The sequence below is a fragment of the Pseudomonas sp. NPDC090233 genome (assembly GCF_044772285.1).
Classification (GTDB): Bacteria; Pseudomonadota; Gammaproteobacteria; order Pseudomonadales; family Pseudomonadaceae; genus Aquipseudomonas.
On record NZ_JBIVYQ010000001.1, the window covers coordinates 272,816 to 298,750 of the forward strand.

24 protein-coding genes are annotated in these 25,935 nt (G+C 63.7%); 16 read left to right on the plus strand and 8 right to left on the minus strand.

Annotated elements, in window-relative coordinates; translation table 11 throughout:
* Positions 1 to 65 precede the first annotated feature (65 nt).
* The 4 genes from ACIQUF_RS01505 to ACIQUF_RS01520 all read left to right on the plus strand — a co-directional run bounded on the left by ACIQUF_RS01505 (position 66) and on the right by ACIQUF_RS01520 (position 3,704).
* A complete protein-coding gene (locus tag ACIQUF_RS01505; RefSeq protein ID WP_403127294.1) occupies positions 66 to 842 on the plus strand; it encodes a PucR family transcriptional regulator in 777 nt (258 codons plus the stop codon).
* A 3-nt stretch (positions 843 to 845) separates the two neighbouring features.
* Positions 846 to 2,087: a cytosine deaminase gene (gene codA / locus ACIQUF_RS01510; RefSeq protein ID WP_403127298.1), complete on the plus strand. Its 1,242-nt coding sequence runs from the start codon at positions 846 to 848 to the stop codon at positions 2,085 to 2,087.
* A 74-nt stretch (positions 2,088 to 2,161) separates the two neighbouring features.
* Positions 2,162 to 2,905, plus strand: a complete 744-nt coding sequence (locus ACIQUF_RS01515) for a sulfite exporter TauE/SafE family protein (protein ID WP_403127301.1) — start codon at positions 2,162 to 2,164, stop codon at positions 2,903 to 2,905.
* A 79-nt stretch (positions 2,906 to 2,984) separates the two neighbouring features.
* Positions 2,985 to 3,704 (plus strand): hypothetical protein, encoded by a 720-nt coding sequence (locus tag ACIQUF_RS01520; RefSeq protein ID WP_403127305.1) that lies wholly within the window; start codon positions 2,985 to 2,987, stop codon positions 3,702 to 3,704.
* On the opposite strand, the gene ACIQUF_RS01525 is transcribed toward ACIQUF_RS01520, so the two are convergent.
* A complete protein-coding gene (locus ACIQUF_RS01525; RefSeq protein ID WP_403127308.1) occupies positions 3,701 to 4,243 on the minus strand; it encodes a WYL domain-containing protein in 543 nt (180 codons plus the stop codon). The genes ACIQUF_RS01520 and ACIQUF_RS01525 overlap by 4 nt on opposite strands.
* 229 nt (positions 4,244 to 4,472) lie before the next feature.
* Positions 4,473 to 5,381: a LysR family transcriptional regulator gene (locus ACIQUF_RS01530; RefSeq protein WP_403127311.1), complete on the minus strand. Its 909-nt coding sequence runs from the start codon at positions 5,379 to 5,381 to the stop codon at positions 4,473 to 4,475.
* 154 nt (positions 5,382 to 5,535) lie between these two features.
* Here ACIQUF_RS01530 and ACIQUF_RS01535 point away from each other — a divergent pair, with 154 nt between their 5' ends.
* The 3 genes from ACIQUF_RS01535 to ACIQUF_RS01545 are packed head-to-tail and all read left to right on the plus strand — an operon-like array spanning position 5,536 to position 9,121.
* Complete coding sequence (locus ACIQUF_RS01535) at positions 5,536 to 6,840, plus strand: MFS transporter (protein WP_403127314.1); 1,305 nt, start codon at positions 5,536 to 5,538, stop codon at positions 6,838 to 6,840.
* 20 nt (positions 6,841 to 6,860) lie between these two features.
* Positions 6,861 to 8,099 (plus strand): Zn-dependent hydrolase, encoded by a 1,239-nt coding sequence (locus tag ACIQUF_RS01540; protein WP_403127319.1) that lies wholly within the window; start codon positions 6,861 to 6,863, stop codon positions 8,097 to 8,099.
* Positions 8,099 to 9,121 (plus strand): histone deacetylase family protein, encoded by a 1,023-nt coding sequence (locus tag ACIQUF_RS01545; RefSeq protein WP_403127322.1) that lies wholly within the window; start codon positions 8,099 to 8,101, stop codon positions 9,119 to 9,121. The genes ACIQUF_RS01540 and ACIQUF_RS01545 overlap by 1 nt, the downstream gene beginning before the upstream one ends.
* Positions 9,122 to 9,229: 108 nt before the next feature.
* On the opposite strand, the gene ACIQUF_RS01550 is transcribed toward ACIQUF_RS01545, so the two are convergent.
* Positions 9,230 to 10,654: a PLP-dependent aminotransferase family protein gene (locus ACIQUF_RS01550; protein WP_403127325.1), complete on the minus strand. Its 1,425-nt coding sequence runs from the start codon at positions 10,652 to 10,654 to the stop codon at positions 9,230 to 9,232.
* A gap of 326 nt (positions 10,655 to 10,980) precedes the next feature.
* On the opposite strand from ACIQUF_RS01550, the gene ACIQUF_RS01555 reads away from it, so the two are divergent.
* The gene (locus tag ACIQUF_RS01555; protein WP_403127328.1) at positions 10,981 to 12,390 is read left to right on the plus strand and encodes an amino acid permease; all 1,410 of its coding nucleotides are present in this window, start codon (positions 10,981 to 10,983) and stop codon (positions 12,388 to 12,390) included.
* A gap of 3 nt (positions 12,391 to 12,393) precedes the next feature.
* On the opposite strand, the gene ACIQUF_RS01560 is transcribed toward ACIQUF_RS01555, so the two are convergent.
* Positions 12,394 to 12,573, minus strand: coding sequence for a hypothetical protein (locus tag ACIQUF_RS01560; RefSeq protein ID WP_403127332.1), 180 nt, complete (start codon positions 12,571 to 12,573; stop codon positions 12,394 to 12,396).
* Between the two features lie 94 nt (positions 12,574 to 12,667).
* Here ACIQUF_RS01560 and tam point away from each other — a divergent pair, with 94 nt between their 5' ends.
* Entirely contained in the window at positions 12,668 to 13,444 is a 777-nt protein-coding gene (gene tam, locus ACIQUF_RS01565) for a trans-aconitate 2-methyltransferase (protein WP_403127337.1), read from the plus strand.
* Here the strand turns inward: tam and ACIQUF_RS01570 are convergent.
* On the minus strand, positions 13,441 to 13,806 hold the full coding sequence (locus ACIQUF_RS01570; protein ID WP_403127339.1) for a DUF2784 domain-containing protein: 366 nt from the start codon (positions 13,804 to 13,806) through the stop codon (positions 13,441 to 13,443). The genes tam and ACIQUF_RS01570 overlap by 4 nt on opposite strands.
* Entirely contained in the window at positions 13,791 to 14,675 is an 885-nt protein-coding gene (locus tag ACIQUF_RS01575; protein ID WP_403127348.1) for a LysR family transcriptional regulator, read from the minus strand. Before ACIQUF_RS01575 ends, ACIQUF_RS01570 begins: the two co-directional genes overlap by 16 nt.
* Before the next feature lie 245 nt (positions 14,676 to 14,920).
* On the opposite strand from ACIQUF_RS01575, the gene ACIQUF_RS01580 reads away from it, so the two are divergent.
* The 5 genes from ACIQUF_RS01580 to ACIQUF_RS01600 all read left to right on the plus strand — a co-directional run bounded on the left by ACIQUF_RS01580 (position 14,921) and on the right by ACIQUF_RS01600 (position 21,063).
* On the plus strand, positions 14,921 to 16,237 hold the full coding sequence (locus ACIQUF_RS01580; protein WP_403127351.1) for an MFS transporter: 1,317 nt from the start codon (positions 14,921 to 14,923) through the stop codon (positions 16,235 to 16,237).
* A gap of 14 nt (positions 16,238 to 16,251) precedes the next feature.
* Positions 16,252 to 17,643 carry an FAD-dependent oxidoreductase gene (locus ACIQUF_RS01585; RefSeq protein ID WP_403127354.1) on the plus strand — a complete coding sequence of 464 codons (1,392 nt, stop codon included), beginning with the start codon at positions 16,252 to 16,254 and terminating at the stop codon, positions 17,641 to 17,643.
* Positions 17,644 to 17,737: 94 nt separating this feature from the next.
* On the plus strand, positions 17,738 to 18,451 hold the full coding sequence (locus ACIQUF_RS01590; protein ID WP_403127357.1) for a YebC/PmpR family DNA-binding transcriptional regulator: 714 nt from the start codon (positions 17,738 to 17,740) through the stop codon (positions 18,449 to 18,451).
* 173 nt (positions 18,452 to 18,624) lie between these two features.
* On the plus strand, positions 18,625 to 19,569 hold the full coding sequence (locus ACIQUF_RS01595; protein ID WP_403127360.1) for a LysR family transcriptional regulator: 945 nt from the start codon (positions 18,625 to 18,627) through the stop codon (positions 19,567 to 19,569).
* Positions 19,570 to 19,650: 81 nt separating this feature from the next.
* Positions 19,651 to 21,063: a DOPA decarboxylase gene (locus ACIQUF_RS01600; RefSeq protein WP_403127364.1), complete on the plus strand. Its 1,413-nt coding sequence runs from the start codon at positions 19,651 to 19,653 to the stop codon at positions 21,061 to 21,063.
* A gap of 36 nt (positions 21,064 to 21,099) precedes the next feature.
* Here the strand turns inward: ACIQUF_RS01600 and ACIQUF_RS01605 are convergent, their stop codons facing one another.
* Entirely contained in the window at positions 21,100 to 22,473 is a 1,374-nt protein-coding gene (locus ACIQUF_RS01605) for an MFS transporter (protein ID WP_403127367.1), read from the minus strand.
* A 311-nt stretch (positions 22,474 to 22,784) separates the two neighbouring features.
* On the opposite strand from ACIQUF_RS01605, the gene quiC reads away from it, so the two are divergent.
* A complete protein-coding gene (gene quiC / locus ACIQUF_RS01610) occupies positions 22,785 to 24,692 on the plus strand; it encodes a 3-dehydroshikimate dehydratase QuiC (RefSeq protein WP_403127370.1) in 1,908 nt (635 codons plus the stop codon).
* A 128-nt stretch (positions 24,693 to 24,820) separates the two neighbouring features.
* Here quiC and ACIQUF_RS01615 read toward each other — a convergent pair whose 3' ends face one another.
* Positions 24,821 to 25,069 carry a CsbD family protein gene (locus tag ACIQUF_RS01615; RefSeq protein ID WP_403127373.1) on the minus strand — a complete coding sequence of 83 codons (249 nt, stop codon included), beginning with the start codon at positions 25,067 to 25,069 and terminating at the stop codon, positions 24,821 to 24,823.
* A gap of 189 nt (positions 25,070 to 25,258) precedes the next feature.
* Between ACIQUF_RS01615 and ACIQUF_RS01620 the strand changes: the two genes are divergently transcribed.
* Complete coding sequence (locus ACIQUF_RS01620) at positions 25,259 to 25,930, plus strand: TetR/AcrR family transcriptional regulator (protein ID WP_403127376.1); 672 nt, start codon at positions 25,259 to 25,261, stop codon at positions 25,928 to 25,930.
* Positions 25,931 to 25,935: the final 5 nt, after the last annotated feature.

The following is a 25,935-nucleotide window of genomic DNA, read 5'->3' on the forward strand; positions in this document are numbered from 1 at the left end:
GGCGCTGGTACAGATGACCCAGGTGCGTCGCTCGCGCAATGACATTCTTGGCCAACTATTGACCGGTGACTACCCGAGCCTGGCCATCGCCCGGCAGCGGGCGGCTCACTTGCACCTTGATCTGGATAGTCCACGACGGCTGGTGGCGTTGCGCCTGTCAGCGGTCGACGGGCTATTCGAGCGGCATGGGCTGGCCCAGGGTGAGCGGCTGTGGCAGAGCACGGCAGGCGCTGGAGGACCAGCTCGAAGCCTGGTGCCGCACCCACGATGGGGCGGTAACGGCGCAATTGGCAGGTGACCTGTTCGTGCTGTTGTTGCCAGATACGACAGACCTGCGCTCAGCCCTGGCCGCGCTGCATCAGCAACTCACCGCGGTGGCGGGGGAGATGGGCCTGTTCATGGGGCTGTCGGGCCTGGCCGAAGACTGCGGCCACTATCGCCAGGCCCTCAATCAGGCCCGCCAGGCGTTGGAGGTGGCGCAAAACCTGCGTCCGGCCAGCGGCCTTTGCGACTTCAGCGAACTCGGCGTATTGCGTCTGCTGCAGGGCATCGTCGATCGCTCGCTGATCGACGATTTCGTCGCCCAGACCCTCGGCCCCCTGCGCGCCCCAGGGCGCAAGCAGCCCAATGCGCTGCTGCACACCCTCGACGCGCTGCTCAAGGAAAACGGCAACGGTCTCAAGGCCGGACAGCGCCTGGGTTTGCACCGCAACACCATCAACCAACGGATGCAACGCATCGAACAATTGAGCGGGCAGTCCCTCGACGACCCGCTTTTTCGCATGAACGCTGCGGTCGCTATGCTGATATGGCGCATGACCGAGGCCCAAGGCAAGGAGTAACCCATGAACATCATCAACGCACGCCTGCGTGGCAAGGCTGGCCTGTTCCGCATCGAGCTGAGCGGTGATCGCATCGCTGCCATTACGCCCCAGGCCCAGGTGGTTGCCCTGACCCAGGCCGACGATCTGGACGCCCAGCAAAACCTGGTGGTGCCACCTTTCGTCGAGCCGCATATCCACCTCGACGCCACCCTGACCGCTGGCGAGCCGAAGTGGAACATGAGCGGTACGTTGTTTGAGGGCATCGAGCGCTGGGCCGAGCGCAAGGCCATCACCACCCACGACGACATCAAGACGCGGTCGAAGAAGACCATCGACATGCTGGTGGAACACGGCATTCAGCATGTGCGTACCCACGTCGACGTCACCGACCCCACGCTTACCGCGCTCAAGGCGATGGTCGAGGTGCGTGACGAGGTGCGCGAGCTGATCGACCTGCAGATCGTCGCTTTCCCTCAGGAAGGCATCGAGTCGTACGCCAATGGTCGGGCGCTGATGACCGAGGCGGTGGCCATTGGCGCCGATGTGGTCGGTGGCATTCCGCACTTTGAAAACACCCGCGATCAGGGTGTGTCGTCGGTCAAGTTCCTGATGGAACTGGCAGAACGCACCGGCTGCCTGGTGGATGTGCATTGCGACGAAACCGACGACCCGCAGTCGCGCTTCCTCGAAGTGCTGGCGGAAGAAGCGCGCGTGCGTGGCATGGGCGCGCGGGTGACGGCGAGCCATACCACGGCCATGGGTTCGTATGACAATGCCTACTGTTCCAAGCTGTTCCGCTTGCTGAAGATGTCGGGCATCAATTTCGTTTCGTGCCCGACCGAGAGCATTCACCTGCAGGGGCGTTTCGACACCTACCCGAAACGCCGTGGCCTGACCCGCGTGGCCGAAATCGACCGGGCGGGGATGAACGTATGCTTCGGCCAGGACTCGATCGTCGACCCGTGGTACCCGCTGGGCAACGGCAATATCCTGCGCATTCTCGAAGCCGGGCTGCATATCTGCCACATGTTGGGCTATGAAGATCTGCAGCGCTGCCTGGACCTGATCACCGACAACAGTGCGCGTACCTTGAACCTTGGCGAGCGATATGGCATCGAGGTGGGACGCCCGGCAAACCTGTTGTTGCTGTCGGCGCCTGATGACTACGAGATGGTCCGCAGTCAGGGGCATGCGCTGGTGTCGGTGCGCAATGGCAAGGTATTGATGCGACGCACGCCGGCACACGTCGAGCGGTTTGCCTGAGGCGTCAAGGCAGACATTGCTGATCAGCTCTGGCATGGTACAGCGCTGATCTAACTTCGCTGGCAAGGACCCTCATGGACCCGCTTTACCTCATCGCCCTTGGCGCCGTCGTTGCCGGTTTCGTTCAGGGCCTTTCAGGTTTCGCCTTCGGCATGGTCGCCATGTCGTTCTGGGCGTGGGGGCTGGAACCACGTTTGGCCGCGTCGCTGACTGTGTTCGGCAGCCTCAGCGGCCAACTGATTGCGGTATTCAGCGTACGCCGGGGCTTCAGCTGGCCATTGTTGTGGACCTTCGTGCTCGGTGGCCTGGCCGGCATTCCGCTGGGGGTGTGGGTACTGCCGTACTTGAATATGCTCTGGTTCAAGGCCGTATTCGGCACACTGCTGGTGGTGTGGTGCCCGCTGATGCTGTTGGCACCGCGCTTGCCGCGCCTGCCTGGCAACCGCCTCGCCGATGGCGCGGTGGGCATGATCGGCGGGGCGCTGGGCGGCATTGGCGGCTTCACCGGCACTGTGCCCACCCTGTGGTGCACCTTGCGCGGTTTCGAGAGAGACACTCAGCGTGCGGTGATCCAGAACTTCAATCTGTCGATGCTGCTGGTCACCATGCTCACCTACCTGGGCACCGGGGTTGTCACCCGCGACATGCTGCCGTCGTTCGGCGTGGTGCTGCTGGCTATGGCGCTGCCGGCCTTGCTCGGCACGCGGGTGTACCTGGGGATCAGCGAGCTGGCATTCCGCCGGGTGGTGCTGGGTTTGCTGACGCTGTCCGGCATCGCCATGCTGATGGCATCGGTACCGGTGTTGCTGGGCCGCTGAACGCTTGCCTGGCGGCGCTGAACTTGGCACCCTTTGGGGCCTTTGAACCGCCCGTGCCGTGACAGAAGGAAACGCACCGTTGAGTTGGGATAAAGTCGGCAAACTTCTCGTAGCCCTGTTGCTTGGCCTGATGGTCACGCTGGTGGCCTATGTGGCGCTCAAGGGCAACGCGCGCCTTGAAGCTTCCCTGACCTACGCCTACCTCACCTACCCAAGCCAGTTCAGCGAGCGCATCAGCAAGGCCAGCGAACAGCTCAAGTACGAGCGCTTGCAGCCGCGTATCAGCAGCATTGGCCAAGGGGCATTGAATCAGGATCAGGTCGACAGGCTCATCGACCTGGCGCAGGCACCGTATGCCCAACTGTTCGCCAAGCCGTTCGAGGCCGGGTTGGTGGACCACCGCACCGGCTTGCTGATCGACTTGCGCAATAGTGGCGACGCCGTGGTGCGCGAGGTCAAGATCCGCTTGCCGGCCAAAGGCCTGGTGCAAGTGCGCGATGCTGCCGGCAATGACACGATTATCGAGACCGCCACGGCGACGGTCGAGATCCCCGCGATCGAACCGGGCGGGGAGTGCAAGGTCTGGGTCTATTTCGACGCCGACTACTCTCAGATTCGCCAAGGGGGTACTAGCATCAGCCATGCCGATGGTGCGGCAGATGTACGGATCTATCGCGAATTCGTCGGCTTCCCGGCGTGGGTGGCGCGGTACAACCGTGAACTGATGATATTGCTGGGAGTGCTGGTGCTCAGCGTGATAGGCCTGGGTTATGTCTGCCTGGCGCGGCGCCGTGCCTAGCTGACACTGTCGTGCAGGGCCAGGCTCTGGCGCAATTGCTCAACCACTGCCATGCGCAAGTCTTCAGGCGCCTGCACACGAATGGACCCCGCCTGTGACAGCAACCAACCCATCAGCGCGCGGCTATCGTCGACCGTGGCATCGAGCGTTGCGCCACCCGCGCCATGTGGGGCGAGGCGCATGTCATCGGACAGCGGCTGCTGTTCCAACCGCCGTGCGAGGGCGTCATCCACCCAGGCGTTCAATTCGATCTGCTGCGCAGGGGACAGCACATCCGGCTGCAGTTGCTGGGCTTCACCCAGACTCAAGCCCGGCTGCCAGTACCAGCCGTAGGGCATGCCCTTGTTGTTGCAGCGCAACGGGAACAGCGCCGCGAGCTCGTTGAGATCGCGCTCGACCGTGCGTTTGCTGGTCTTGTGGCCTGCCTTGGCCAATGCCGCTTGCAGCTGTGTCGAACTCGACCCAGGGTGACGGTCGGGCAACAGTTTGAGCAGTTGCCACTGGCGGGCAATGGTGTGGCGGGTGGGGTGGCTGGGCAAAGGGCTCGTCCTTGAAAGCGGGTCGCGGTGCGCCTGAGTGATGGCATATGGCTATTGTTGCGAGCATACTCTTTCGTTGGATCGGATCCAAGTTCCAGCCGTCTGAAGGGCAAAGCGTCCCTGCTGTGCGCGCTAGAAAAATTCAGATAGCCAGGCTGTCGGTCGACCCGCAAGGCAGCGCCGGTGTTGGCAGAGGCGAAGAGAGAGGCCCCTACTCTGAATGCATCTATCAGCCTAAACTGGCCTGCAGCGCCTCGATGAATACCTCTTCAGCCCGGCTCAAACGCTGTTCTCTATTCCACAGCAGGTGGATATCAACGTCGGCAATCCCTTCCTGCGGCGGCAGCTTCCACAGCAGACCTTTCACCACATCCTCCGCCACCACGTGCTCGGGAAGGCAGCCAATGCCGAAGCCGGCGATGACCAGACGGCGTACTTCTTCAAGGCTCGGCGACGACGCCACGATTCTGCCGGAAAACCCTTGCTGGTCACGGAAGATGGTCAGCGGCGAGAGCATGCCGCCAATCTGATCGCTGGTGAAACTGACGAAATTCTCCCGCTGCAGATCGCTCTGCGCCTGGCCGAACAGGGCATGGTGCTTGCCACAGAAAAACGCGTAGCGCTGGCGCAGGAACAGGCGCTGCTCCAGCCGGGGTTGTGCCCGGCGGTTCAGGCTAAGGCCTGCGGTGGCAGTCTTCTCCTGCAGCGCGGCGACGATGTCGGAGCTGCGCATCACGTCGATTTCCACATCCACTCGCGGATGCTGGCGGTGAAACTCGGCCAGAAAGTCGTCGAAGCGCTCGCTGACGATGCGGCTGATCATCAGCAAGCGGACCTTGCCCACCAGCTCGTCCGCCGGTTGCTCCAGCAGCCCGCCGATTTGCGACATCTGCCCATACACCTCGCCGGCCAGCAGGAACAGCTGCTCGCCCATGTCGGTGAGCACGAAACGCGGCCCGCGCCGGGCGATAAGCTGGCGTCCGAGCTGCTCTTCCAGGCGCTTGAGTGCCTGGCTCACGGCCGGCTGGGTCAGGTGCAGGCGCGCCGCAGCGCGGCTGATGGACAACTCCTGGCCGATCACCCGGAAGGTGCGCAGCAGGTTCCAATCAAGGCGGTCGTTGAGCAGGCGGTCGGACATGGCGAGGCTCGATGATAAGCATGGCTAATAGTGCGAATAATAAATAGAAAATTGACTAATCATAGCCCCGAGACGATAAATCTCGGCCAGGCGCCCAAGAGCGCCACCGTGTTCCCGATCAACTCCTGCCAAAAAAACAAGCAAAGGAGCCCCCATGAAGCCCATCGCTTCGCCCCAGCCGCGCCGTGCCGCCGCCGCCGCGTTCATCGGCACCATGATCGAATGGTATGACTTCTACATCTACGCCACCGCCGCCGCGCTGGTGTTCGGTGCCTTGTTCTTCCCCTCCGACAACAGCCTGTTCAGTACCATGGCCGCATTCGGCACCTTCGCCGTGGGCTTCTTCGCGCGGCCGTTGGGTGGCATCGTCTTCGGCCATGTGGGCGACCGCATCGGGCGCAAGAAGTCGCTGGTCATCACCTTGCTGATGATGGGCATCGTCACCGTGTGCATCGGCCTGTTGCCGACCCATGCGCAGATTGGCGCTGCGGCGCCGGTGCTGCTGATCATCCTGCGGGTCATCCAGGGCATTGCCGTGGGCGGCGAGTGGGGCGGCGCGGTGTTGATGGCGGGCGAACATGCGCCCAAAGGGCGACGCAACTTCTTTGCCTCGTTCGCCCAGTTGGGCAGCCCGGCTGGCCTGATTCTTTCGTTGCTGGCGTTCGGCGCGGTCACTCGGTTGCCCGAAGAAGAGCTGATGAGCTGGGGCTGGCGCGTGCCGTTCCTGGCCAGCGCACTGTTGCTGCTGGTGGGCCTGGCGATCCGTCTGGGGGTGAACGAGTCGCCCGAGTTCATCGCCAGCCGCGAGCAAGCGGCCAAGGCCCAGCGCAAGGAGCAGGCGCCCGTGCTGGAGGTGCTGCGCACCGCCTGGCGCCCGCTGCTGCTGTGCATCGGCGCCAATACCCTGGGCATTGCCGGGGTCTATTTCACCAACACCTTCATGATCAGCTACACCACCCAGCAGCTGCACCTGGAGCGCTCGCTGATCCTTGAGTGCCTGTTCTTCGTGGCGGTCATCCAGTTCTGCGTGCAACCACTGGCCGCCTGGCTATCGGAAAAAATCGGCGCCACGCGCTTTTTGGCCCTGGTCGCCGTGCTGGCGATGGCTTCGCCGTACCCGATGTTCGTGCTGGTCAGCTCTGGCCAAGGCCCGCTGATCGTGCTCGGCATCGCCCTGGCGGCGGCGTGCATGGCCTCGTTCTACGCGGTGATCGCCGGTTACGTCAGCGGCATGTTCGAAACCCGCGTGCGCTACACCGCGATTTCCATGGCCTACCAGGTATGCGGTGCCATCGCGGGCGGCCTTACGCCGCTGATTGGCACCTGGCTGGCCCACACCTTCACCGGCCAGTGGTGGCCAATGGCGGTGTTCTACACCTTGATCGCGGCCATTTCGCTGGTCTGCGTGCTCGCCCTGGCGCGTCAGTACGCCCACAGCCAGCGCCTGGAACTGGCCTGAACTTTCTGGAGCAATCATACATGTTGAAAAGCAATGGCGAACGCCTATGGGCGAGCCTGATGGCCATGGCCGAAATCGGTGCCACCGCCCGCGGCGGCAGCTGCCGCCTGGCCCTGAGCGACGAGGACAAGGCCGGCCGTGAACTGTTCAGCCACTGGTGCCGCGAGGCTGGCCTGAGCCTGAGCGTGGATGCCATCGGCAACCTGTTCGCCCGCCGCGCCGGCAGCGACCCGGACGCCGCGCCGGTCATGATGGGCAGCCACCTCGACACCCAGCCCGAAGGCGGCCGATTCGATGGTGTCTACGGCGTGCTGGCGGGCCTTGAGGTGGTGCGTCGCCTCAACGATCTGGGCATTCAGACCCGCAAGCCACTGGAAATCGCAGTGTGGACCAACGAGGAGGGAGCCCGTTTCACGCCAGCCATGTTTGGCTCGGCGGTGTTCACCGGCTCCCTGGCGCTGGACCAGGCCCTGGCCATTCGCGATGCCGATGGCATCAGTGTGGCCGATGAACTGCAGCGCACTGGATACGCCGGCCAGCGCCCATTGGGCGGCAAGGTCGATGCCTATTTCGAAGCGCACATCGAGCAAGGCCCGATCCTCGAAGACAACGCCAAGGCCATCGGTGTGGTCAGTGGCGGTCAGGCGATTCGCTGGCTGGACGTGACCGTCGAAGGCATGGCGGCCCACGCCGGTACTACGCCGATGCCGCTGCGCAAGGACGCCCTGTATGGTGCCGCGCGGATGATCCAGGCTGTCGAACAACTCGCCGCCGACTTCGCCCCTGAAGGCCTCACCACTGTAGGCGAGCTGTCGATTGCCAAGTCGTCGCGCAACACCATCCCCGGTGTGCTGCGCTTCACCGTCGACCTGCGCCACCACCGTGACGAAGCCATCGAAGCCATGGAACGCGATCTCGGCGAGAAACTGCAGGCGATTGCCCGCCAGCGCGGTCTGCAGGTGCGCATCGAGCGCCACTGGGTCAGCCCAGCCACGCCATTCGACGTCGAATGCGTGGCCGCCGTGCAACAGGCGGTGGACGGCCTTGGCTATGCCCAGCAATCCATCGTCAGCGGCGCCGGCCACGACGCCATCCTGTTGGCCCGCTACTGCCCGACGGCCATGGTGTTCATCCCCTGCGTCGGTGGCCTGAGCCACAACGAAGCCGAGGACGTGCTGCCCGAGGACGCCCGCCAGGGTGCCGATGTACTGCTCAACGCCGTGCTGACCCGTGCCGGCCGTGTAGAAGGAGAAGCCTGATGCGTTGCTATTTCCACCCCGAACAGCTGTTACACCACCCGCGTAGCTACTACTCGCGCGGCGCCATGCGCACCCCGCAAGAGGTCCCCGAGCGCGCCCAGCGTTTGTTGCAGGCAGCCAAGGATCTTGATTTCGACATCCGTCAGCCCTCCGACGCTGGTCTCGATCCGCTCAAGGCGGTGCATGGTGAAGCCTACCTGGCGTTCCTCGAAGAAGCCCACACTCGCTGGAAAGAAGTCCCCGAAGATTGGGGCGATGAAGTTATGTCGAACATCTTCGTGCGAGAGCCTAATGCCCTGCGCGGCATCCTCGCCCAGGCCGGACGCTATTTGGCCGACGGCAGTTGCCCGGTGGGCGAGCATACCTGGCATTCGGCTTACTGGTCGGCGCAAAGCGCGGTGGCGGCAGCCCAGGCCATTCTCGACGGCGAGCCCGCGGCCTACGCCCTGTGCCGCCCGCCGGGGCACCATGCGCGCTTCGATGCTGCAGGTGGTTTCTGCTACATCAACAACGCCGCCGTTGCTGCCCAGGCGCTGCGCAGCCGTTATCGCCGCGTGGCGATTCTCGACACTGACATGCACCACGGTCAGGGAATTCAAGAGATTTTCTATGAGCGCAACGATGTGCTGTATGTGTCGACCCATGGTGATCCGACCAACTTCTACCCGGGTGTTGCCGGGTTCGAGGATGAGCGTGGAAGCGGTGCGGGGGAGGGGTACAACCTCAACCTGCCGATGGCGCATGGGGCCAGCGAGGCGGATTTCATGACACAGCTGGATATTGCCCTGGATGCGGTAAAGGACTTTGGCGCTGAGGTGCTGGTGCTTTCGCTCGGGTTCGATATTTATGAGCTGGATCCGCAGAGCAAGGTGGCGGTGACGACCGAAGGGTTTGCGGTTTTGGGCGAGCGGATTCGTGCGTTGCGCTTGCCGTGTGTGATTGTGCAGGAGGGGGGGTATCACCTGGAGAGTCTGGAGGCGAATGCGCAGGCGTTTTTTGCAGATAAGGCGGCTTGGCGTTAAACGGAAGTTGGGCCGAGACCAGCCTGTCTAAAAATCTTCAGCGATCATGAAATCGAGCGCCGCCCGCGCGGCGCATCGCGGATGAAGCGGATCGCCGCACCGCCGCTCCTACATGCCCGCACGCCGTACGTGTTTCACCAGCACCTTCTCCAGCAATTCCCACATCGCGGGATCGGTGCTGAACGCCACATTGAAGCGCATCCACCCGGTCGGTTTGGCATCGACCATGAACAACTGGCCAGGCCCGAGCATGATGCCTTTCTCCAGCGCATCGTCGAGCAACGCCGCGCTGTCCGGAATCGCCGGGTGGCGGGTCCAGATGTACATTCCTTCGTCGGACTCGATGAACAGCTCAAAGCCCAACCGATGCAGGTGCCGACCCACTTCCTGATGCGCTTCGGCCAAGCGCTGGCGCAAACGCTTGAGGTGCTTGCGCCAGCGCCCGTCGATGATCGCGGCATACACCACGCGCTCCATCACCTGCGAGGTGGTCAGGCCCGAGCGCATCTTCAAATGCAGCAATTTCTGCATCAATTCAGGGTTGCCCAGCAGATAACCGACCCGCACGTTGGGCGAGATGCTTTTGGAGTAGCTGCCCACGTAAACCACCTGTTGCAGGTGGTCGAGGCTGGCCAGGCACGGTTGCGGTTCGGCGACCATGTCGGCGTACAGGTTGTTTTCCACCAGGCGGAAACCATGCTGGCTGGCCAGTTGCAGCAGGCGGTGCAGCTGCGGCAGCGGGGTGCGTGAACACGTCGGGCTGTGCAGGTGCGGCTGGGTGAAGAACGCCGTCGGGCGGTGGTGCGCCAGCAGGTGCTCAAGGTGATTGAGGTCGTAGCCGTTGGGGGTGCGCGGCACACCGATCAGGGTGGCGCCCTGGGTTCGCAGGATGCTCATCAGGTTGGGATAGCCGGGGTCGTCCACCAGCACCACGTCACCGGGGCGCACCAGGGTGCGGACGGCCAGGTCCAAGGCCTGGCTGGCGCCGTGAGTGAGCATCAACTGCGCCGTATTGGCGACGATCGACAACTCTTGCTGCAGGTTCTGCGCAGTCAGGGCGCGCAATTCCGGTAGCCCCATCGGGTCGCCGTAGCCTGAAAGCTCCAGCGGGCTGCCCGCCACCTGGCGCAAGCCCCGGCGCAGGCCGTCTTCGTACATCCAGTCGTTGGGCAGCCAGCCGCAACCGGGCTTGAACGGCAGCTGGCGGGTCTCGAAGATCTGCTGCAGGTACCACTCGGAGTTGAACGATGGTCGACTGGCGTCTGCCTCGGCAGTATGTGTGTCCAGCAATTCGGCTGCCGCGCGGTTGACGAAGAACCCGGCATTGCCCTTGCTCACCAGCAGCCCCTGGGCGACCAGCCGGTCGTAGGCCTCGACCACGGTGAAGGTGCTCACCGAGTAGGTCGAGGCGAACGCGCGGATCGACGGCACCTTGGCGCCTGGCTTGAGGGTCTGGTTGTCGATCAGATCGCGCAGCCCGTCGATGATCTGGTTGACCAGCGGCGTCGAGGAGTCTGGATGTAATTCAAGCATTCGGGGGCCTTGAGGGGTGCGTAACGTCAAGCGCCTGCAGGGTGTATTGCATCGTCGACCTGTACAGTGCAGTGCGAGATTCATGCCACTGTGCATGGCTCTATCTGTCGGACATTTTTACATTAGGTGTCAGATATCGCCACATAAAGCATGTTCAGTTCGCCCCAGGAGCAAACCCAGGGGCGCGTCAGCAGGCCGCCACGGATGGCCTGCGTGTGTAACCGCACACCTCCTGCCCGCATTAGCACTGATGTACAGGCGAAGCCGATGACCATCGCGGCCTCGCAGATTTCCTTGGATAAAAAGAAGCACGGGGTACACAACTGATGGACGCAACATCCACAACCACCACCGCGAACAGCGGGCACGAGAGCAAACTCAGTGCCTCGCTGAAGTCGCGCCACCTGACGATGATGTCGATCGCTGGGGTTATCGGCGGCGCCTTGTTCGTCGGCTCCGGCAGCGTGATCCACAGCGCCGGCCCGGCTGCGGTCCTGGCTTACCTGGCCGGCGGCATCCTGGTGGTACTGATCATGCGCATGCTGGGTGAAATGGCGACGTCCTCGCCTGACACCGGCTCGTTCTCCACCTACGCCGACCGCGCCATTGGCCGTTGGGCCGGTTTCACCATCGGCTGGCTGTACTGGTGGTACTGGGTCATCCTCATGGCTTGGGAAGCCTATGTGGCGGGCAAGATCCTGCATGGCTTCTTCCCGGATGTGAGCGTCAACGTGTTCGTGCTGGCCACGACCCTGTTGCTGATCACCGTGAACTTCTTCAACGTCAAGCACTACGGTGAGTTCGAATTCTGGTTCGCGCTGATCAAGGTGATCGCGATCGTCTGCTTCCTGATCGTGTGTACCGCAGCGGTGATGAACATCTGGCAGTTCGGTGAAGTGCGCGGTATGACTCACCTGACCGCCGAAGGCTTCATGCCGAACGGTATCACCACGGTGATCGGTGCCTTGCTCGGGGTGATGTTCGCCTTCCTTGGCGCTGAAATCGTCACCATCGCGGCTTCTGAAGCCAAAGACCCAGCCACACAGATCGTCAAGGCCACCAACTCGGTGGTATGGCGTGTGTGCCTGTTCTACGTCGGTTCGATCTTCCTGATCGTCTGCCTGGTACCGTGGAACGACCCGCACCTGGGCGTTTCCGGCTATGGCGCTTACCGCCGTACCCTTGAGCTGCTGGGCGTTCCGTATGCCGAACTGCTGATGAACTTTGTGGTGCTGACCTCGGTGAGCAGCTGCCTGATTTCGGGCCACTACACCGCTTCGCGCATGCTGTTCTCCCTGGCCCAGCGTGGCGACGCGCCGTCGTTCTTCAAGATCACCCGCGCCGGCACCGGCGTGCCGGTGTACGCGATCATCGGTTCGTGCGCCGTGGCCGTGGTCTGCGCGCTGATCAACTTCAGCGAGACTCTGCGCCCGAAAGACGTGCTGGACACCTTGATGAACACCACCGGCATGATCGCGTTGCTGGTGTACCTGGTGATCGCCTTCTCGCAGCTGCGCATGCGCCGCAAGCTGATCGCCGAAGGCAAGGAAGTTCGCCTGAAGATGTGGCTGTTCCCGTGGCTGACCTACCTGGTGATCGCGTTCATCGTCGCCGCATTGGTGACCATGGCCTTCATGCCTGACTACCAGATCCTGGTGATCTCCACCGGTATCGCCGCCGCTGTAGTGGTGGCCATGGGTGTGGTGCATCAGATTCGCAGCGCCAAGACACACTAAGCGCTAATGGTTGTTGGAAACGGCCGGCTCCCTCGTGGACCCGGCCGTTTCGCGTTGTTGGGTATGCGTTTTTTCCGCCGGCATGTGAAAGCGCCCCTTCATCCAGGGTGAGCCGAGGAGGGCGGCGGCGGCGATCAGGGCCAGCAGGGCGAGGGCGAGGAACTTTTTCATGGGTATACGCATGGCTAAACTGACTGGAAGCATAGACTGAGACTGACAGCCTCTTCGCGGGCACATGGCTTATGCTGAGCACATTGCCCGCCCAAAGGAGCCCCCCATGGCCTGGTCCGCCACCCAGTATTCCCTCTTCGAAGACGAGCGCACCCGCGCCGTACGCGACCTGCTCGCCGCCGTGCCTCCACGCCCGGTGCGCCATGCCACCGACCTGGGCTGTGGCCCCGGCAACTCCACCGAAGTGCTGCTGCAGCGCTGCCCGGATGCCCAGGTGACGGCACTGGACAGCGACAAGGACATGATCGACAAGGCTCGCGAACGCAAACGCCTGAATCTCCCAAGGGTCAGTTGCAAGATCGCCAACATCAGCGATTGGAGCGCCCCCGAGCCGCAGGACTTGATCCTGGCCAATGCCTCGCTGCAGTGGGTGCCCGACCATGGCTCGCTGTACCCGCACCTGGTGCGCCAGTTGAGTGAAGGGGGAAGCCTGGCCGTGCAAACCCCGGACAACCTCGACGAGCCGGCCCATCGCCAGTTGCGCGAGATCGCCGGTCGCGGCCCGTGGGCTGACAAGTTCGCCGACTTCAGCCTGCCGCCGCGGCACAACGCGGCGTTCTACTACGACCTGCTGAGCCCGCTGTGCACGCGGGTGGATGTGTGGCGCACCACTTATCACCATCCGCTGCCCGGAGGCGCCGAGGCGGTGGTGGAATGGTTCAAGGGGTCGGCCTTGAGGCCTTACCTGGCCAAGCTGGATGAGCAGGAGCAAACGGACTTCCTGCAGATGTACCTGCAGGCCATGCAGCGCGACTACCCACCGGCCACGGACGGAAACGTGCTACTGCCGTTTCCCCGACTGTTTGTGATTGCTACACGTTAGGCGCGGCGCCAACGCCAGATCACATACCCGTAAATGCCGAGATTGAGCAGCAGCACGATGGCGCCTAGCAACCATTGGATCTGCGGCGTCAGTCCGGCCGGGTAGATCAGCGGCCAGATGTAGTGCTCGATGAAGCCACCAGGGTAGCCGGCATCGCCTGCTGCGAAACGCATGCGGTTTTCCCAGTCGGTCAGCGGGCACTCCAGGTGCAGGCCTTCCACCGCCAGGCCCCAGGCCAGGGCGGGAAGGTGGACGAGCAGGGCTGGGCGCCATTTGAGCACCAGCAGGCCACCGAACAACACCAGCAGGATGAAGGCCAGGTGCAGCAGCACCAGGGAGTCGGCGGCTAGTCGGAAGAGCATGGCAAGGCTTCCTGAACCATCTGCAGAAAGGTCGCCACCACCCGCCGTGTACGCTGCTCGCTCAAGCACACCAGCGTCTCGGTCAAATGCCGCTGGCAATCGGTGATCGGCAGCGCACACACCCGGGCATCCGCGCCAAATTCGGCAGCTGACACCACGCCCACACCAATCCCCACCACCACCGCTTCGCGCGCCGCTTCCCGGCCTTCGACCTGGATGGCCGGGCGAATCCGCAGCCCGGCGCGCTGCATCTCTTCTTCCAGCGTCTGCCGCGTGACCGAGCCCGGTTCGCGCAGCACCAGCGGCGTGTCGTCGAGGTCGGCCAGGCTGATCGAGCCACGGCTGGCCCACGGGTGGTTGTGCGACACGAAGGCCACCATCGGGTCGCGGCGCAACGGCACGCAGTACAGCCGCTCATCGTCGACATCGCGCCCCAGCAGCGCCAAATCCGCCTGATAGCTGAACAGCCGGGCCAGCGATTCGTCGGTATTGCCGGTCTCCACCTTGACCTGGATACCCGGATAGCGCTGGCAGAACCGCGCGATCTGCGGCAGCACGTGCACGGGGGCATCCACCGCCAGCACCAGGCTGCCGGTGTGCAGGGCGCGGGAGTCGTGCAGCAGTTCGTGGGCTTCGGCCTCGCAGGCGAACAGGCGCTGACTGATGCCCAGCAGGCGTTCGCCCAGGTCGGTCAATTGCACCGAGCGCTTGTTGCGGTGGAACAGCAACACGCCAAAGCGCTCCTCCAACTTGCGCACCTGGTCGGAGATGGCTGGCTGGGTGAGGAACAGCTTTTCCGCCGCGCGGGTGAAGCTGCCGTGCACGGCCACCGCGTGGAAGGCCTTGAGTTGAGCGTGAGACACCGACATGGACACTCCAGTAACAAGCTGGGCTTATGTGTGAAATACGATAAATCGATTTTATTTATCAGTCAGCAACTGTTTCCATAGCTTTCAACCCAAGGCCGCCGCCACAAGCGCCAGCCGGGCCATGGCGCGTATTCCTGCGCCATCTGACCAATGACGTGCCCACGTCATGCAGTGCGCAACACAACAACAAGACAGGCGTTTTTTAACAATCTGCCGGCACACTTGAGCAAGAGGTCAGAATCAACATGAACCAATCCCTAGCCGCGTTCAAACGCTGGCGTATCCAGATTTTCGCCATTACCTGGCTGGCTTACGCCGCCTTCTACTTCACCCGCAAGGCCTTCTCGGTGGCCAAGCTCGGCATCGGTGAAGACCCGACATTCATGCTCGACAAGGCCGCGATGGCCAACCTCGACGCCATCTACCTGGCGGCGTATGCCGTGGGCCAGTTCACCTGGGGCATGCTGGCCGACCGTTTCGGCCCGCGCGTGGTGGTACTCGGCGGCTTGCTGATTTCAGCCGCGGCGGCGGTGGTGATGGGCAGCTACGCGACCTTCCCGATCTTCGCCACCTGCATGCTGATCCAGGGCCTGGCGCAGTCCACCGGCTGGGCCGGGCTGTGCAAGAACATCGGCAGCTTCTTCCCGGCTTCGCAGCGGGGGCGAGTGCTGGGGCTGTGGAGTTCGTGCTATGCCTTCGGCGGCCTGGTTGCCTCGCCGTTCGCCGGCTGGTGGGCCTACACCCTGGTCGGTACCTGGCACGCGGCGTTCTTCTCCAGCGCCGCAGTGGTGGCCGCGGTGGCGGTGCTGTTTTTCTTCCTGCAGCGCAACAAGCCCGAGGACGTTGGCCTGCCAGCGGTCGAGCCCGAGCCGCAGAGCATGGCGCCCGCCGGCAATCTGTGCAGCATCTGGGCGCCGCTGCGCGAAATACTGCGCAATCGCACGGTGCTGACCCTGGGCCTGGCGTACTTCCTGCTCAAGCCGGCACGCTACGCTATCCTGCTATGGGGCCCGGTGATCGTCTTCGAGCAGATGCCCTCGGTGGGCAAGGTCGGCGCGGCGATCATCCCCACGGCGTTCGAGCTGGCTGGCCTGCTCGGCCCGATCATCATCGGCCTGGCCTCGGACAAGCTGTTCGGTGCCCGGCGCATGCCCGCCTGCGTAATCAGCCTGCTGCTTTTGACCGTGACCCTGGCACTGTTCATGGCCGCCATGCACAGCGGCAGCATCGTCATGGTGGTGGGCCTGCTGTTCGTCATGGGCCTGACCCTCTACGGGCCGGACTCGATGATCAGCGGCGCGGCGGCCATCGACTTCGGCACCGCCAAGGCCGGTGCCACGGCGGCCGGCTTCGTCAACGGTTGCGGCTCGGTGGGCGCGGTGCTCGGCGGCTTGCTTCCCGGCTACTTCGACAGCGTCACGGTGTTCATCGTGTTCGCCGGCTGCGCGCTGTTCTCGGCCCTGGTGCTGCTGCCGCACTGGAACAGCCGCCCGGCCAGCGTGCCCCTGGCCAATGACGTGGCACCCAATACCAGCATGGCGATCAAGCCACTGCGTACCTAAAGGAAAGCGAGCGAATGAGACCCTTCTGGCTGCAACAGGCCCTGGATTCGGAACAGGAGGCGGTGTGCCCGCCGCTGCAGGGCGATGCCCGTTGCGACGTGTGCATCGTCGGCGGTGGCTACACGGGCCTTTGGACCGCACTGATGCTCAAAGAGACGGTGCCGGCGCTGGACGTGCTGCTGATCGAGGCGGATATCTGCGGCGCGGGTGCCAGTGGCCGCAACGGCGGTTGCGCGCTGTCCTGGTCGGCCAAGTATTTCACCCTCGAACGCTTGTTCGGCGCGGCCGAAGCGGTGCGCCTGGTGCGCGAGTCGGAGCGCAGCATCGGCGCGATTGGCGATTTCTGCGCCGCCAATGGCATCGACTGCGACTATCGCCTGGACGGTACGTTGTACACGGCCACCAACCAGGCCCAGGTCGGCGCCACGGATGCAGTGATCGCGGCGCTGGAGCAGCGGGGCATCAATTCGTTCGAGCGCCTGGCACTCGATGATGTGCAACGCCTGGCAGGTTCCGCTCGGCATCTGGAGGGCTGGTTCTCGCCAGCCGCCGCCACCGTGCAGCCGGGCCGCCTGGTGCGCGGCTTGCGCCGGGTGGCCTTGCAGCGTGGTGTGCGCATTCATGAAGGCACGGCCATGACCGGCCTGGAACACGGCGCCCCGGCGCAGGTGCGCACGGCCTGTGGCACGGTGCGCGCCGACCGCGTGGTGCTTGGCCTGAATGCCTGGATGGCGCGCGCCTTCCCGCAGTTCGAGCGCAGCGTGGCGATCGTCTCCAGCGACATGGTCATCACCGAGCCGTGCCCAGAATTGCTGCGCGAGATCGGCCTGAACAACGGCATCAGCGTGCTCGACTCGCGCATCTTCGTGCACTACTACCACAACACCTCCGACGGCCGCCTGATGCTGGGCAAGGGCGGCAACACCTTCGCCTATGGCGGGCGCATGCTGCCGGTGTTCGACCAACCGTCGCCGTACCGGCCGTTGCTGGGCGAAACCCTGGGCGAATTCTTCCCGGCGCTGGCCGAGGTGCCGCTAGCCGCCAGCTGGAACGGCCCGTCGGACCGCTCGGTGACCGGGCTGCCGTTCTTTGGCCGGCTGGATGGGCAGGGCAACGTGTTCTACGGCTTTGGCTATTCCGGAAGCGGGGTAGGGCCGTGCCACATGGGCGGGCAGATCCTCTCGTCGCTGGCGCTGGGGCTGGACAACCCGTGGACCCGCTCGCCACTGGTCAAAGGCCCGCTGGGCCTGTTCCCGCCGGAGCCGATTCGCTACCTGGGCTCGCTAATGGTGCGCAATGCCATCCGCCGCAAGGAGCGGGCCGAAGACCGCGGTCTGCGGCCACGCCACCTGGACGTGCGCCTGGCGCGCTTCGCGGCGGCGGCGGGTAAGGCCGACAAGGCGTGAGATTTGTTGTCGATCACAGGCGCGAGGGCGTATAAACTGCTCCCACTTTTGGCCGGTCGCTTCCTGAACTGGCCGTTGAAACAAGAGAGTCGACATGGGCGCACAGTGGAAAGCCAAGCATAGAGAAACAGCTGCCAATGCCAAGGGCAAGATCATGGGCAAGCTGTCAAAGGAAATCCAGATCGCGGCAAAATCGGGCGCCGACCCCGACATGAACCCGCGCCTGCGCCTGGCCATCGTTCAGGCCAAAAAGGCCTCGATGACCCGCGAGACCCTGGACCGGGCGATCCGCAAGGGTGCCGGCCTGGACGGCGATGCCGTGCAGTATCACGCGGTGAGCTACGAAGGTTTCGCACCACACCAGGTGCCGCTGATCGTCGAGTGCCTGACCGATAACGTCAACCGCACCGTCGCGCAGATCCGCGTGCTGTTCCGCAAGGGCCAGCTGGGTGCCAGCGGTTCGGTGGCCTGGGACTTCAACCATGTCGGCCTGATCGAAGCCACTCCTGCCAGCGATGACGCAGACCCGGAAATGGCCGCCATCGAAGCCGGTGCGCAGGATTTCGATGAAGGTGAAGAAGAGGGCTCGACGCTGTTCATTACCGACACTACTGACCTGGATGCTGTGCAGAAGGCACTGCCGGAGCAAGGTTTCACCGTGACTTCGGCGAAGATCGGCTACACCCCGAAAAACCCGGTGAGCGCGGCGAGCCTGAGTGCTGAAGCGCTGGCTGAGGTGGAAGCCTTCCTCGAAGCGATTGACGAGAACGATGACGTGCAGAACGTCTACGTGGGTCTGACCGCCTAATCAAGCCCTAACCCGTGGGAGCGGCTTCAGCCGCGAACACCGGCGGAGCCGGTGCCACCCACCGCGTCGCTCGCTTCGCGGCTGAAGCCGCTCCCACAGATACTGCACAGCTGTTCCTGTGGGAGCCTGCTTGCCGGCGATCGGGCGAGTCAATGCAACAAAGGGGCGCCTGCATGAACCCAACCTTCGCCTCCCTCAGCCTCGCCCACCTGCGCACCCTCGACTGCCTCCTGCAGCTGAAAAACCTCAGCCACGCCGCCGAACGCCTGGGCGTCAGCCAGTCGGCCCTGAGCCGTCAGCTGGCCCACCTGCGCGAAGCCTTCGACGACCCACTGCTGGTGCGCCAGGGCCGTGGTTACGTGCTCAGCGAATACGCCGAAGCCCTGGTCGAACCCCTGCGCCAGGTGCTCGAAGAACTCCAGGCCCTGCGCCAACCCGCCGCCTTCGACCCAGCCCGCTGCGAACGGCGTTTCTGCCTGGCCGCTTCCGACTACGTCGCCGAGCACATGCTGCCGCTGCTGGTGGCCGCGCTGGAGCAGGAAGCCCCGGGCGTATGCATCGAATACCGCACCTGGCAGGCCGGCCAGTACGCCTTGCTCGCCAGCGGCGAGATTGACCTGGCCACCACGCTGTTCGACGAGTCGCCGCCCAACCTGCACGGGCGCCTGCTTGGCGAAGACCGGGCGGTGTGCCTGATGCGCCGGGAACATCCGCTCGCGGCCTACGACGTACTGAGCCAGGACGATTACCTGGCCTTCAAGCACGTGCGCATTTCCGGTGGCGGCGACAAGGACAGCTTCATCGACCGCCACCTGCGCGCCCAGGGCCTGCAGCGGCGGGTTAGCCTGGAGGTGCCGTTTTTCTCGGCCACCGTGCAGGTGATCGCCAACAGCCAGGCGCTGGCCACCGTACCCGAGCATATCGCCCGCCAGCTGTGCCGCCTGCATGACCTGGCCTGGCGGCCTTTGGGCTTTGTCGAGCATACCCAGCGCTACTGGGTGGTGTGGCACCAGCGCCTGCAGGCGTCGGCCGAGCACCGCTGGTTGCGCAACCGGGTGTTCGAGCTGTGGCGCCAATCGCAGTTCGGTGTGCAGGGTGGGCATGCGGGTTTGCCATAGCAGGTATGCGCGAAGCGGGGTTATTCGGCGGGTAGCAGGCGCCTAGACTGTCGGCACCAGCCCGCCCACAGGAGACCGCGCGTGACCCCCGAACAATTTCGCCAGTACGGCCACCAACTGATCGACCTGATCGCCGACTACCGCCAGACCGTCGGCGAGCGCCCGGTCATGGCCCAGGTCGAGCCCGGTTATCTCAAAGCTGCCTTGCCGACGGGGGCGCCGCAGCAGGGCGAGCCGTTCGAGGCGATTCTCGACGACGTCAACAAACTGGTCATGCCCGGCCTGTCGCACTGGCAGCACCCGGACTTCTACGGCTATTTCCCGTCCAACGGCACTTTGTCGTCGGTGCTCGGCGACTTCCTCAGCACGGGCCTTGGCGTGCTTGGCCTGTCGTGGCAATCGAGCCCGGCACTGAGTGAGCTGGAGGAAACCACCCTCGACTGGCTGCGCCAACTGCTGGGCCTGTCGGCGCAGTGGAGCGGGGTGATCCAGGACACCGCCTCGACCAGCACCCTGGTCGCGCTGATCAGCGCCCGTGAACGCACCAGCGACTACGCATTGGTGCGAGGCGGCCTGCAGGCTGAGGCAAAACCCCTCATCGTCTATGTCAGCGCCCACGCCCACAGCTCGGTGGACAAGGCCGCGCTGCTGGCCGGTTTCGGCCGCGCCAACATCCGCCTGATCGCCACCGACGAACAGTTCGCCATGCGCCCCGATGCCCTGCAGGCCGCCATCGAACAGGACCTTGCCGCCGGCAACCAGCCTTGCGCGGTGGTCGCCACCACCGGCACCACCACCACTACAGCGCTGGACCCGCTGCGCCCGATCGGTGAAATCGCCCAGGCTCAGGGTTTGTGGCTGCACGTCGACTCGGCCATGGCCGGTTCGGCGATGATCCTGCCCGAGTGTCGCTGGATGTGGGACGGCATCGAATTGGCCGATTCGGTGGTGGTGAATGCGCACAAATGGTTGGGCGTGGCCTTCGACTGCTCGATCTACTACGTACGCGACCCGCAGCACCTGATCAGGGTGATGAGCACCAACCCGAGCTACCTGCAATCGGCGGTGGACGGCGAGGTGAAGAACCTGCGCGACTGGGGTATTCCGCTGGGCCGCCGCTTCCGTGCGTTGAAACTGTGGTTCATGTTGCGTAGCGAAGGGGTTGAGGCGTTGCAGCAGCGCTTGCGTCGTGACCTGGATAATGCCCGTTGGTTGGGCGAGCAGGTGGCGGCGGCTGCCGAGTGGGAATTGTTGGCGCCGGTCCAGCTGCAGACGCTGTGTATTCAGCACCGGCCAGCAGGGTTGGCGGGGGAGGCGTTGGATGTGCATACCAAGGCTTGGGCCGAGCGGCTCAATGCTTCAGGCGATGCTTATGTAACCCCGGCGACCTTGAACGGTCGGTGGATGGTGCGGGTGTCGGTGGGGGCGTTGCCTACCGAGCGTGAGCATGTCGAGAAGCTCTGGCTGCGGCTGCAGAACGTGATCAAAGGCTGACATCGTTGGGGCCGCTGTGCGGCCCCAGGCGATCTATCAGTTGCTCACCGCCTGAAAGCTCCCCTTGCGGCTCGCTTCAAAGGCTTCTTTCCCCATCGGCTTGGCCTGCGGATTACCCAGGTCTTCCATCGCCAAGCGATGGGTCTCCGGCGCGATATAGGCCGCCAGTGCACACACGCAGGTGATGAAGAACGCCAGGCCACCCACCACCAGCGGAATGTTATCCGAACCTGGTGGCGCCACCAGGGCGAACAGCGCCGGCAGCATGGCGGTCAGCATGGTGCCGATGTTCTGCGCGATGGCCATGGCCGAGACGCGGTAGCGGGTGTGGAACAGCTCTGGGTAAAAGCTTGGGAACACAGCGTTGTAACCCTGGTAGACCATGCCCCACATGACGATCGAAGCGGCAAAGGCCAGCGGCACGTTCTGGATGCTGATCGCGTACAGGTAGACGAATGCGAGCAGGCCCGAGCCTAGGCAACCGGCGATCATGGTCGGGCGACGGCCGAACTTGTCGGAGAGACTGCCGACGAAGGGAATCACCAGCACGGCGACGATATTGCCCACCACCGGGATCCACAGGTACACGCTCTTGTCGAAGCCGATGCCATAGGCCGGCTGCACCGCGTAGGCTGCGCCGAAGATGGTCGCGACCACCGGGATCACGTTCATCAGGGCCATGAACATCACCAGCACCATGTGCTTCCAGCTGTGGCGGAAAGCTTCGCTGATCGGCGACTTGGCTACCTTGTCCTGCTTTTCTTCCTTCACGAACGCCGGGGTTTCGTGCACTTCCTTACGGATGATGAAGCCTGCGATCAGTACCACCGCACTCATCAGGAACGGAATACGCCAGCCCCAGTCGTTGAACGCTTCGCTCGGCATGAAGTAGGCCAGTGGCAGGAACACCGCTGCCGCCAGCACCTGGCCGGCCTGCACGCCCTGCAAGGTGAAGCTGGCGTAATAGCCGCGCCGGCCGAACGGCGCGTGCTCCATGATCATCGAACTGGCGCCGGAAATTTCACCGGCCACCGCGAAGCCTTGAACCAGGCGCAGCACGACCAACAACGCCGGTGCGAGCAGGCCGATGTCGTGGTAGGTCGGCAGCAGGCCGACGGCCATGGTCGACAGGCCCATCAGGAACATGCACAGCAGCAGCACGTTCTTGCGCCCACGGGTGTCACCCCAGTGGCCGAGCACGAAAGCGCCGACCGGGCGGGCCAGGTAGCCCACGCCGTAGGTGGCCAGCGAGGCGATGATGGCCATTTTCGGGTCGGTGTTGGGGAAGAAGATCTGCGGGAAAATCAGCGCCGCAGCCTGGGCATAGATGAAAAAGTCGTAGTACTCGAGTGCTGAGCCTATCCAACCGCTGGCGGTCGCTTTCTTGGCTTGAGAGCTAGAGTTGGCCATTGTTGTCTCCGTTGTTTTTGTTGGTGACCGCACAGTTGGCGTTGCCTGGAGGCAGGCGCTGGGAGTGCGATCGCTATCGGGAGTATTTGCTGCGCTGGGTGGCTGTCGAAGTGCCTGCGTGCGATCACATGGTTGTTCAGCGGTGGCAGTGAATCAATTCGCCTAAACGGGTTTTGTGCGGTAATCGAACGCAAAACTAACCGTTCCGTACAAAGTGATTGCTGCCGCGACTTTACCTGCGAATAATCGATCGTGCCAGGAACCCGTCGAGGTTCGGTTTGTTGTCATTTCCAATAACAAGGAACTCCACCATGCAGCGTTCGATAGCCACCGTGTCCTTGAGCGGCACCCTGCCGGAAAAGCTCGAAGCCATCGCCGCCGCCGGTTTCGACGGCGTCGAGATCTTCGAGAATGACTTGCTCTACTACGCCGGCAGCCCGCGCGAAGTACGGCAGATATGCGCCGACCTCGGCATCGCCATCACCCTGTTCCAGCCGTTCCGCGATTTTGAAGGCTGCCGCCGTGACCGCCTGCAGAAAAACATCGACCGCGCCGAACGCAAGTTCGACTTGATGCAAGAGCTGGGCACCGACCTGGTGCTGGTGTGCAGCAACGTGCAGGCCGACGCGCTGGGTGAAGAACAGTTACTGGTGGACGACCTGCGCCTGCTCGCCGAGCACGCCGGTAAACGCGACCTGCGCATCGGCTACGAAGCCCTGGCCTGGGGCCGCCACGTCAACACCTACCAGCAAGTCTGGAACCTGGTGCGCCAGGCCGACCATCCGGCGCTGGGGGTGATCCTCGACAGCTTCCACACCCTGTCGCTCAAGGGCGACCCGGCCGCGATCCGTGACATCCCCGGCGACAAGATCTTCTTCGTACAGATGGCCGACGCGCCGATCCTGGCCATGGACGTGCTGGAGTGGAGCCGTCACTTCCGCTGCTTCCCGGGCCAGGGCGAAATGGACTTGGCCGGCTTCCTCGCGCCAATCCTTGCCACCGGATATCGCGGCCCGCTGTCGCTGGAAATCTTCAACGATGGCTTCCGCGCCGCGCCGCCCCGGCAGAACGCTGCCGATGGCCTGCGTTCGCTGCTGTACCTCGAAGAACAGACCCGTCTGCGCCTGCAGCAGGAAGGCACCGCCATCGAGGCAGGCGTGCTGTTCGCGCCGCCCGCCGCCAGTACCTATAAGGGTGTGGAGTTCCTCGAATTTGCCGTCGACGAAGCCGTCGGCGCGCGCCTGGGCGGCTGGCTCAAGCGCCTGGGCTTCGCCGAAGCTGGCAAGCACCGCAGCAAGGACGTGCGCCTGCTGCGCCAGAACGACATCAACATCGTGCTCAATGCAGAGCCGTATTCCTTCGGCCACAACTTCTTCGAGGCCCACGGGCCGTCGCTGTGCGCCACAGCGTTGCGGGTCAAGGACGAACACGCCGCGCTGCAGCGCGCCACCGATTTTCGCGGCCAGCCATTCCGTGGCCTGGTCGGCCCGAACGAATGCGAAGTGCCCGCCGTGCGCGCCCCGGACGGCAGCCTGATCTACCTGGTGGAGCAGGGCAAGGAAGGCCCGTCGCTGTACGACACCGATTTCCGGCTGGATTCGGCCGCTACTGCCACCGGCGGCCTGCAGCGCATCGACCACATGGCCCTGGCCCTCCCAGCCGAGTCGCTGGACAGCTGGGTGCTGTTCTACAAGAGCCTGTTCGACTTTGCCGCCGATGATGAAGTGGTGCTGCCCGACCCCTATGGCCTGGTAAAAAGCCGCGCTCTGCGTAGCCAGTGCGGCAGCCTGCGTTTGCCGCTGAACATTTCGGAAAACCGCAACACCGCGATTGCCCATGCGCTGTCCAGCTATCGCGGCTCGGGCGTGCACCACATCGCCTTCGATTGCGCGGATATCTTCAAGGAGGTGGCGCGGGCCAAGGAAGCGGGTGTGCCGTTGCTGGAGATCCCGCTGAACTACTACGACGACCTGGCAGCGCGCTTCGATTTCGATGACGAGTTTCTCAGCGAGTTGGCGTATTACAACGTGCTGTATGACCGTGATGCCCAGGGTGGCGAGCTATTCCACGTGTATACCGAGTCGTTCGAGGATCGCTTTTTCTTCGAGATCATCCAGCGCAAAGGTGGTTATGCCGGATATGGTGCGGCGAACGTTGCAGTGCGCTTGGCGGCGATGGCCAAGCGGCGGAGCGGGGCGGTGCGCAAGCCAGTGTTGTAGTCGAGCTACCTATCTTGAAACCAGTATGACCCCAGTGGGAGCGGCTTCAGCCGCGAAGCGAGCGACGCGGTGAATGGCACCGGCTTCGCCGGTGTTCGCGGCTGAAGCCGCTCCCACGGGGTGGTGCGTCAGCGACGGAGCAGGCGATTCAGCACCAGCACAATACCTGCGCCCACTGCCAGCGCAGTGAGTGGCTTCTCCTTCACGAACGTGGATACAGTGTTCACCGCATCACCATAGCTCTTCGTAAGCTGGCCCGACGCCTGCCGCGCATCACCCTTGGCTTCCAGGGACGGGTCTTCGAGCAACTGCCCTGCTGCACTCTGTGCCTTGCCTGCAGCCTTTTCTACAATTCCTTCGATCTGTTCACGCTTCATGGTTGGAAACCTTCCTGTGATTTAGCTGTGGGCCTATCGCAGGATTAGGGCTCAGCACCTACCGATAAGTTCAAACCGGTGCCATGGGCCATCCCCAATCCTGACCACTCGACCAACAGCGCGCTTCCCTGCGCCGCCCACCTCACGGATAATCCCTGGCAAATCCCAATAAACACCCCGTGAGCAGCCATGAGCCACCCCGTAGCCCCCCTCGGCCAGCCCGAGACCGAAGGGACACGCAAGTCGCGCAAGAACAACCCCGAGAAAACCCGCGAGGACATCCTCCAGGCCGCCATCAACGAGTTCGTCCAGCAGGGCCTGGCCGGGGCGCGGGTGGATGCCATCGCCGAGCGCACGGCTACCTCCAAGCGCATGATCTATTACTACTTCGGCAGCAAGGAGCAGCTGTACGTCGAGTGCCTGGTCAAGCTGTACGGTGACATCCGCGAGACCGAACATCGCCTGGACCTGGAGTCGCTGCCGGCCGAGCAGGCGATCCAGCGCCTGACCGATTTCACCTTCGACCACCACGACCGCAACGTCGATTTCGTGCGCATGGTTTGCAACGAAAACATCCACTACGGCGAATACGTGAAGAAAACCCCGGCCATTCGCGAGATGAGCAGCCTGGTGCTGCAGGCCCTGGGCCGCACGCTGGAGCGGGGTGTGCAGGAGGGCGTGTTCCGCCCCGGCATCGAGGTGATCGACCTGCACATGCTGATGAGCTCGTTCTGCTTCTATAGGGTGTCGAACCGCCACACCTTTGGCGACATCTTCCAGATCGACCTGCTCGACGAGCAGATCAAGCTGCGGCACAAGGCGGTTATCTGCGAAGCGGTGATGCGCTACATCAAGGCCTGACGGCC

What these genes read in the sequence shown, in the direction of transcription:
- ACIQUF_RS01515 (WP_403127301.1), top strand. Translation starts at nt 2,162, where the DNA reads ATGGACCCGCTTTACCTCATCGCCCTTGGCGCCGTCGTTGCCGGTTTC.
- ACIQUF_RS01615 (WP_403127373.1), bottom strand. Translation starts at nt 25,069, where the DNA reads ATGAAGCGTGAACAGATCGAAGGAATTGTAGAAAAGGCTGCAGGCAAG.
- ACIQUF_RS01535 (WP_403127314.1), top strand. Translation starts at nt 5,536, where the DNA reads ATGAAGCCCATCGCTTCGCCCCAGCCGCGCCGTGCCGCCGCCGCCGCG.
- ACIQUF_RS01605 (WP_403127367.1), bottom strand. Translation starts at nt 22,473, where the DNA reads ATGGCCAACTCTAGCTCTCAAGCCAAGAAAGCGACCGCCAGCGGTTGG.
- quiC (WP_403127370.1), top strand. Translation starts at nt 22,785, where the DNA reads ATGCAGCGTTCGATAGCCACCGTGTCCTTGAGCGGCACCCTGCCGGAA.
- ACIQUF_RS01570 (WP_403127339.1), bottom strand. Translation starts at nt 13,806, where the DNA reads ATGCTCTTCCGACTAGCCGCCGACTCCCTGGTGCTGCTGCACCTGGCC.
- tam (WP_403127337.1), top strand. Translation starts at nt 12,668, where the DNA reads ATGGCCTGGTCCGCCACCCAGTATTCCCTCTTCGAAGACGAGCGCACC.
- ACIQUF_RS01620 (WP_403127376.1), top strand. Translation starts at nt 25,259, where the DNA reads ATGAGCCACCCCGTAGCCCCCCTCGGCCAGCCCGAGACCGAAGGGACA.
- ACIQUF_RS01560 (WP_403127332.1), bottom strand. Translation starts at nt 12,573, where the DNA reads ATGCGTATACCCATGAAAAAGTTCCTCGCCCTCGCCCTGCTGGCCCTG.
- ACIQUF_RS01575 (WP_403127348.1), bottom strand. Translation starts at nt 14,675, where the DNA reads ATGTCGGTGTCTCACGCTCAACTCAAGGCCTTCCACGCGGTGGCCGTG.
- ACIQUF_RS01580 (WP_403127351.1), top strand. Translation starts at nt 14,921, where the DNA reads ATGAACCAATCCCTAGCCGCGTTCAAACGCTGGCGTATCCAGATTTTC.
- ACIQUF_RS01595 (WP_403127360.1), top strand. Translation starts at nt 18,625, where the DNA reads ATGAACCCAACCTTCGCCTCCCTCAGCCTCGCCCACCTGCGCACCCTC.
- codA (WP_403127298.1), top strand. Translation starts at nt 846, where the DNA reads ATGAACATCATCAACGCACGCCTGCGTGGCAAGGCTGGCCTGTTCCGC.
- ACIQUF_RS01585 (WP_403127354.1), top strand. Translation starts at nt 16,252, where the DNA reads ATGAGACCCTTCTGGCTGCAACAGGCCCTGGATTCGGAACAGGAGGCG.
- ACIQUF_RS01530 (WP_403127311.1), bottom strand. Translation starts at nt 5,381, where the DNA reads ATGTCCGACCGCCTGCTCAACGACCGCCTTGATTGGAACCTGCTGCGC.
- ACIQUF_RS01590 (WP_403127357.1), top strand. Translation starts at nt 17,738, where the DNA reads ATGGGCGCACAGTGGAAAGCCAAGCATAGAGAAACAGCTGCCAATGCC.
- ACIQUF_RS01555 (WP_403127328.1), top strand. Translation starts at nt 10,981, where the DNA reads ATGGACGCAACATCCACAACCACCACCGCGAACAGCGGGCACGAGAGC.
- ACIQUF_RS01550 (WP_403127325.1), bottom strand. Translation starts at nt 10,654, where the DNA reads ATGCTTGAATTACATCCAGACTCCTCGACGCCGCTGGTCAACCAGATC.
- ACIQUF_RS01545 (WP_403127322.1), top strand. Translation starts at nt 8,099, where the DNA reads ATGCGTTGCTATTTCCACCCCGAACAGCTGTTACACCACCCGCGTAGC.
- ACIQUF_RS01540 (WP_403127319.1), top strand. Translation starts at nt 6,861, where the DNA reads ATGTTGAAAAGCAATGGCGAACGCCTATGGGCGAGCCTGATGGCCATG.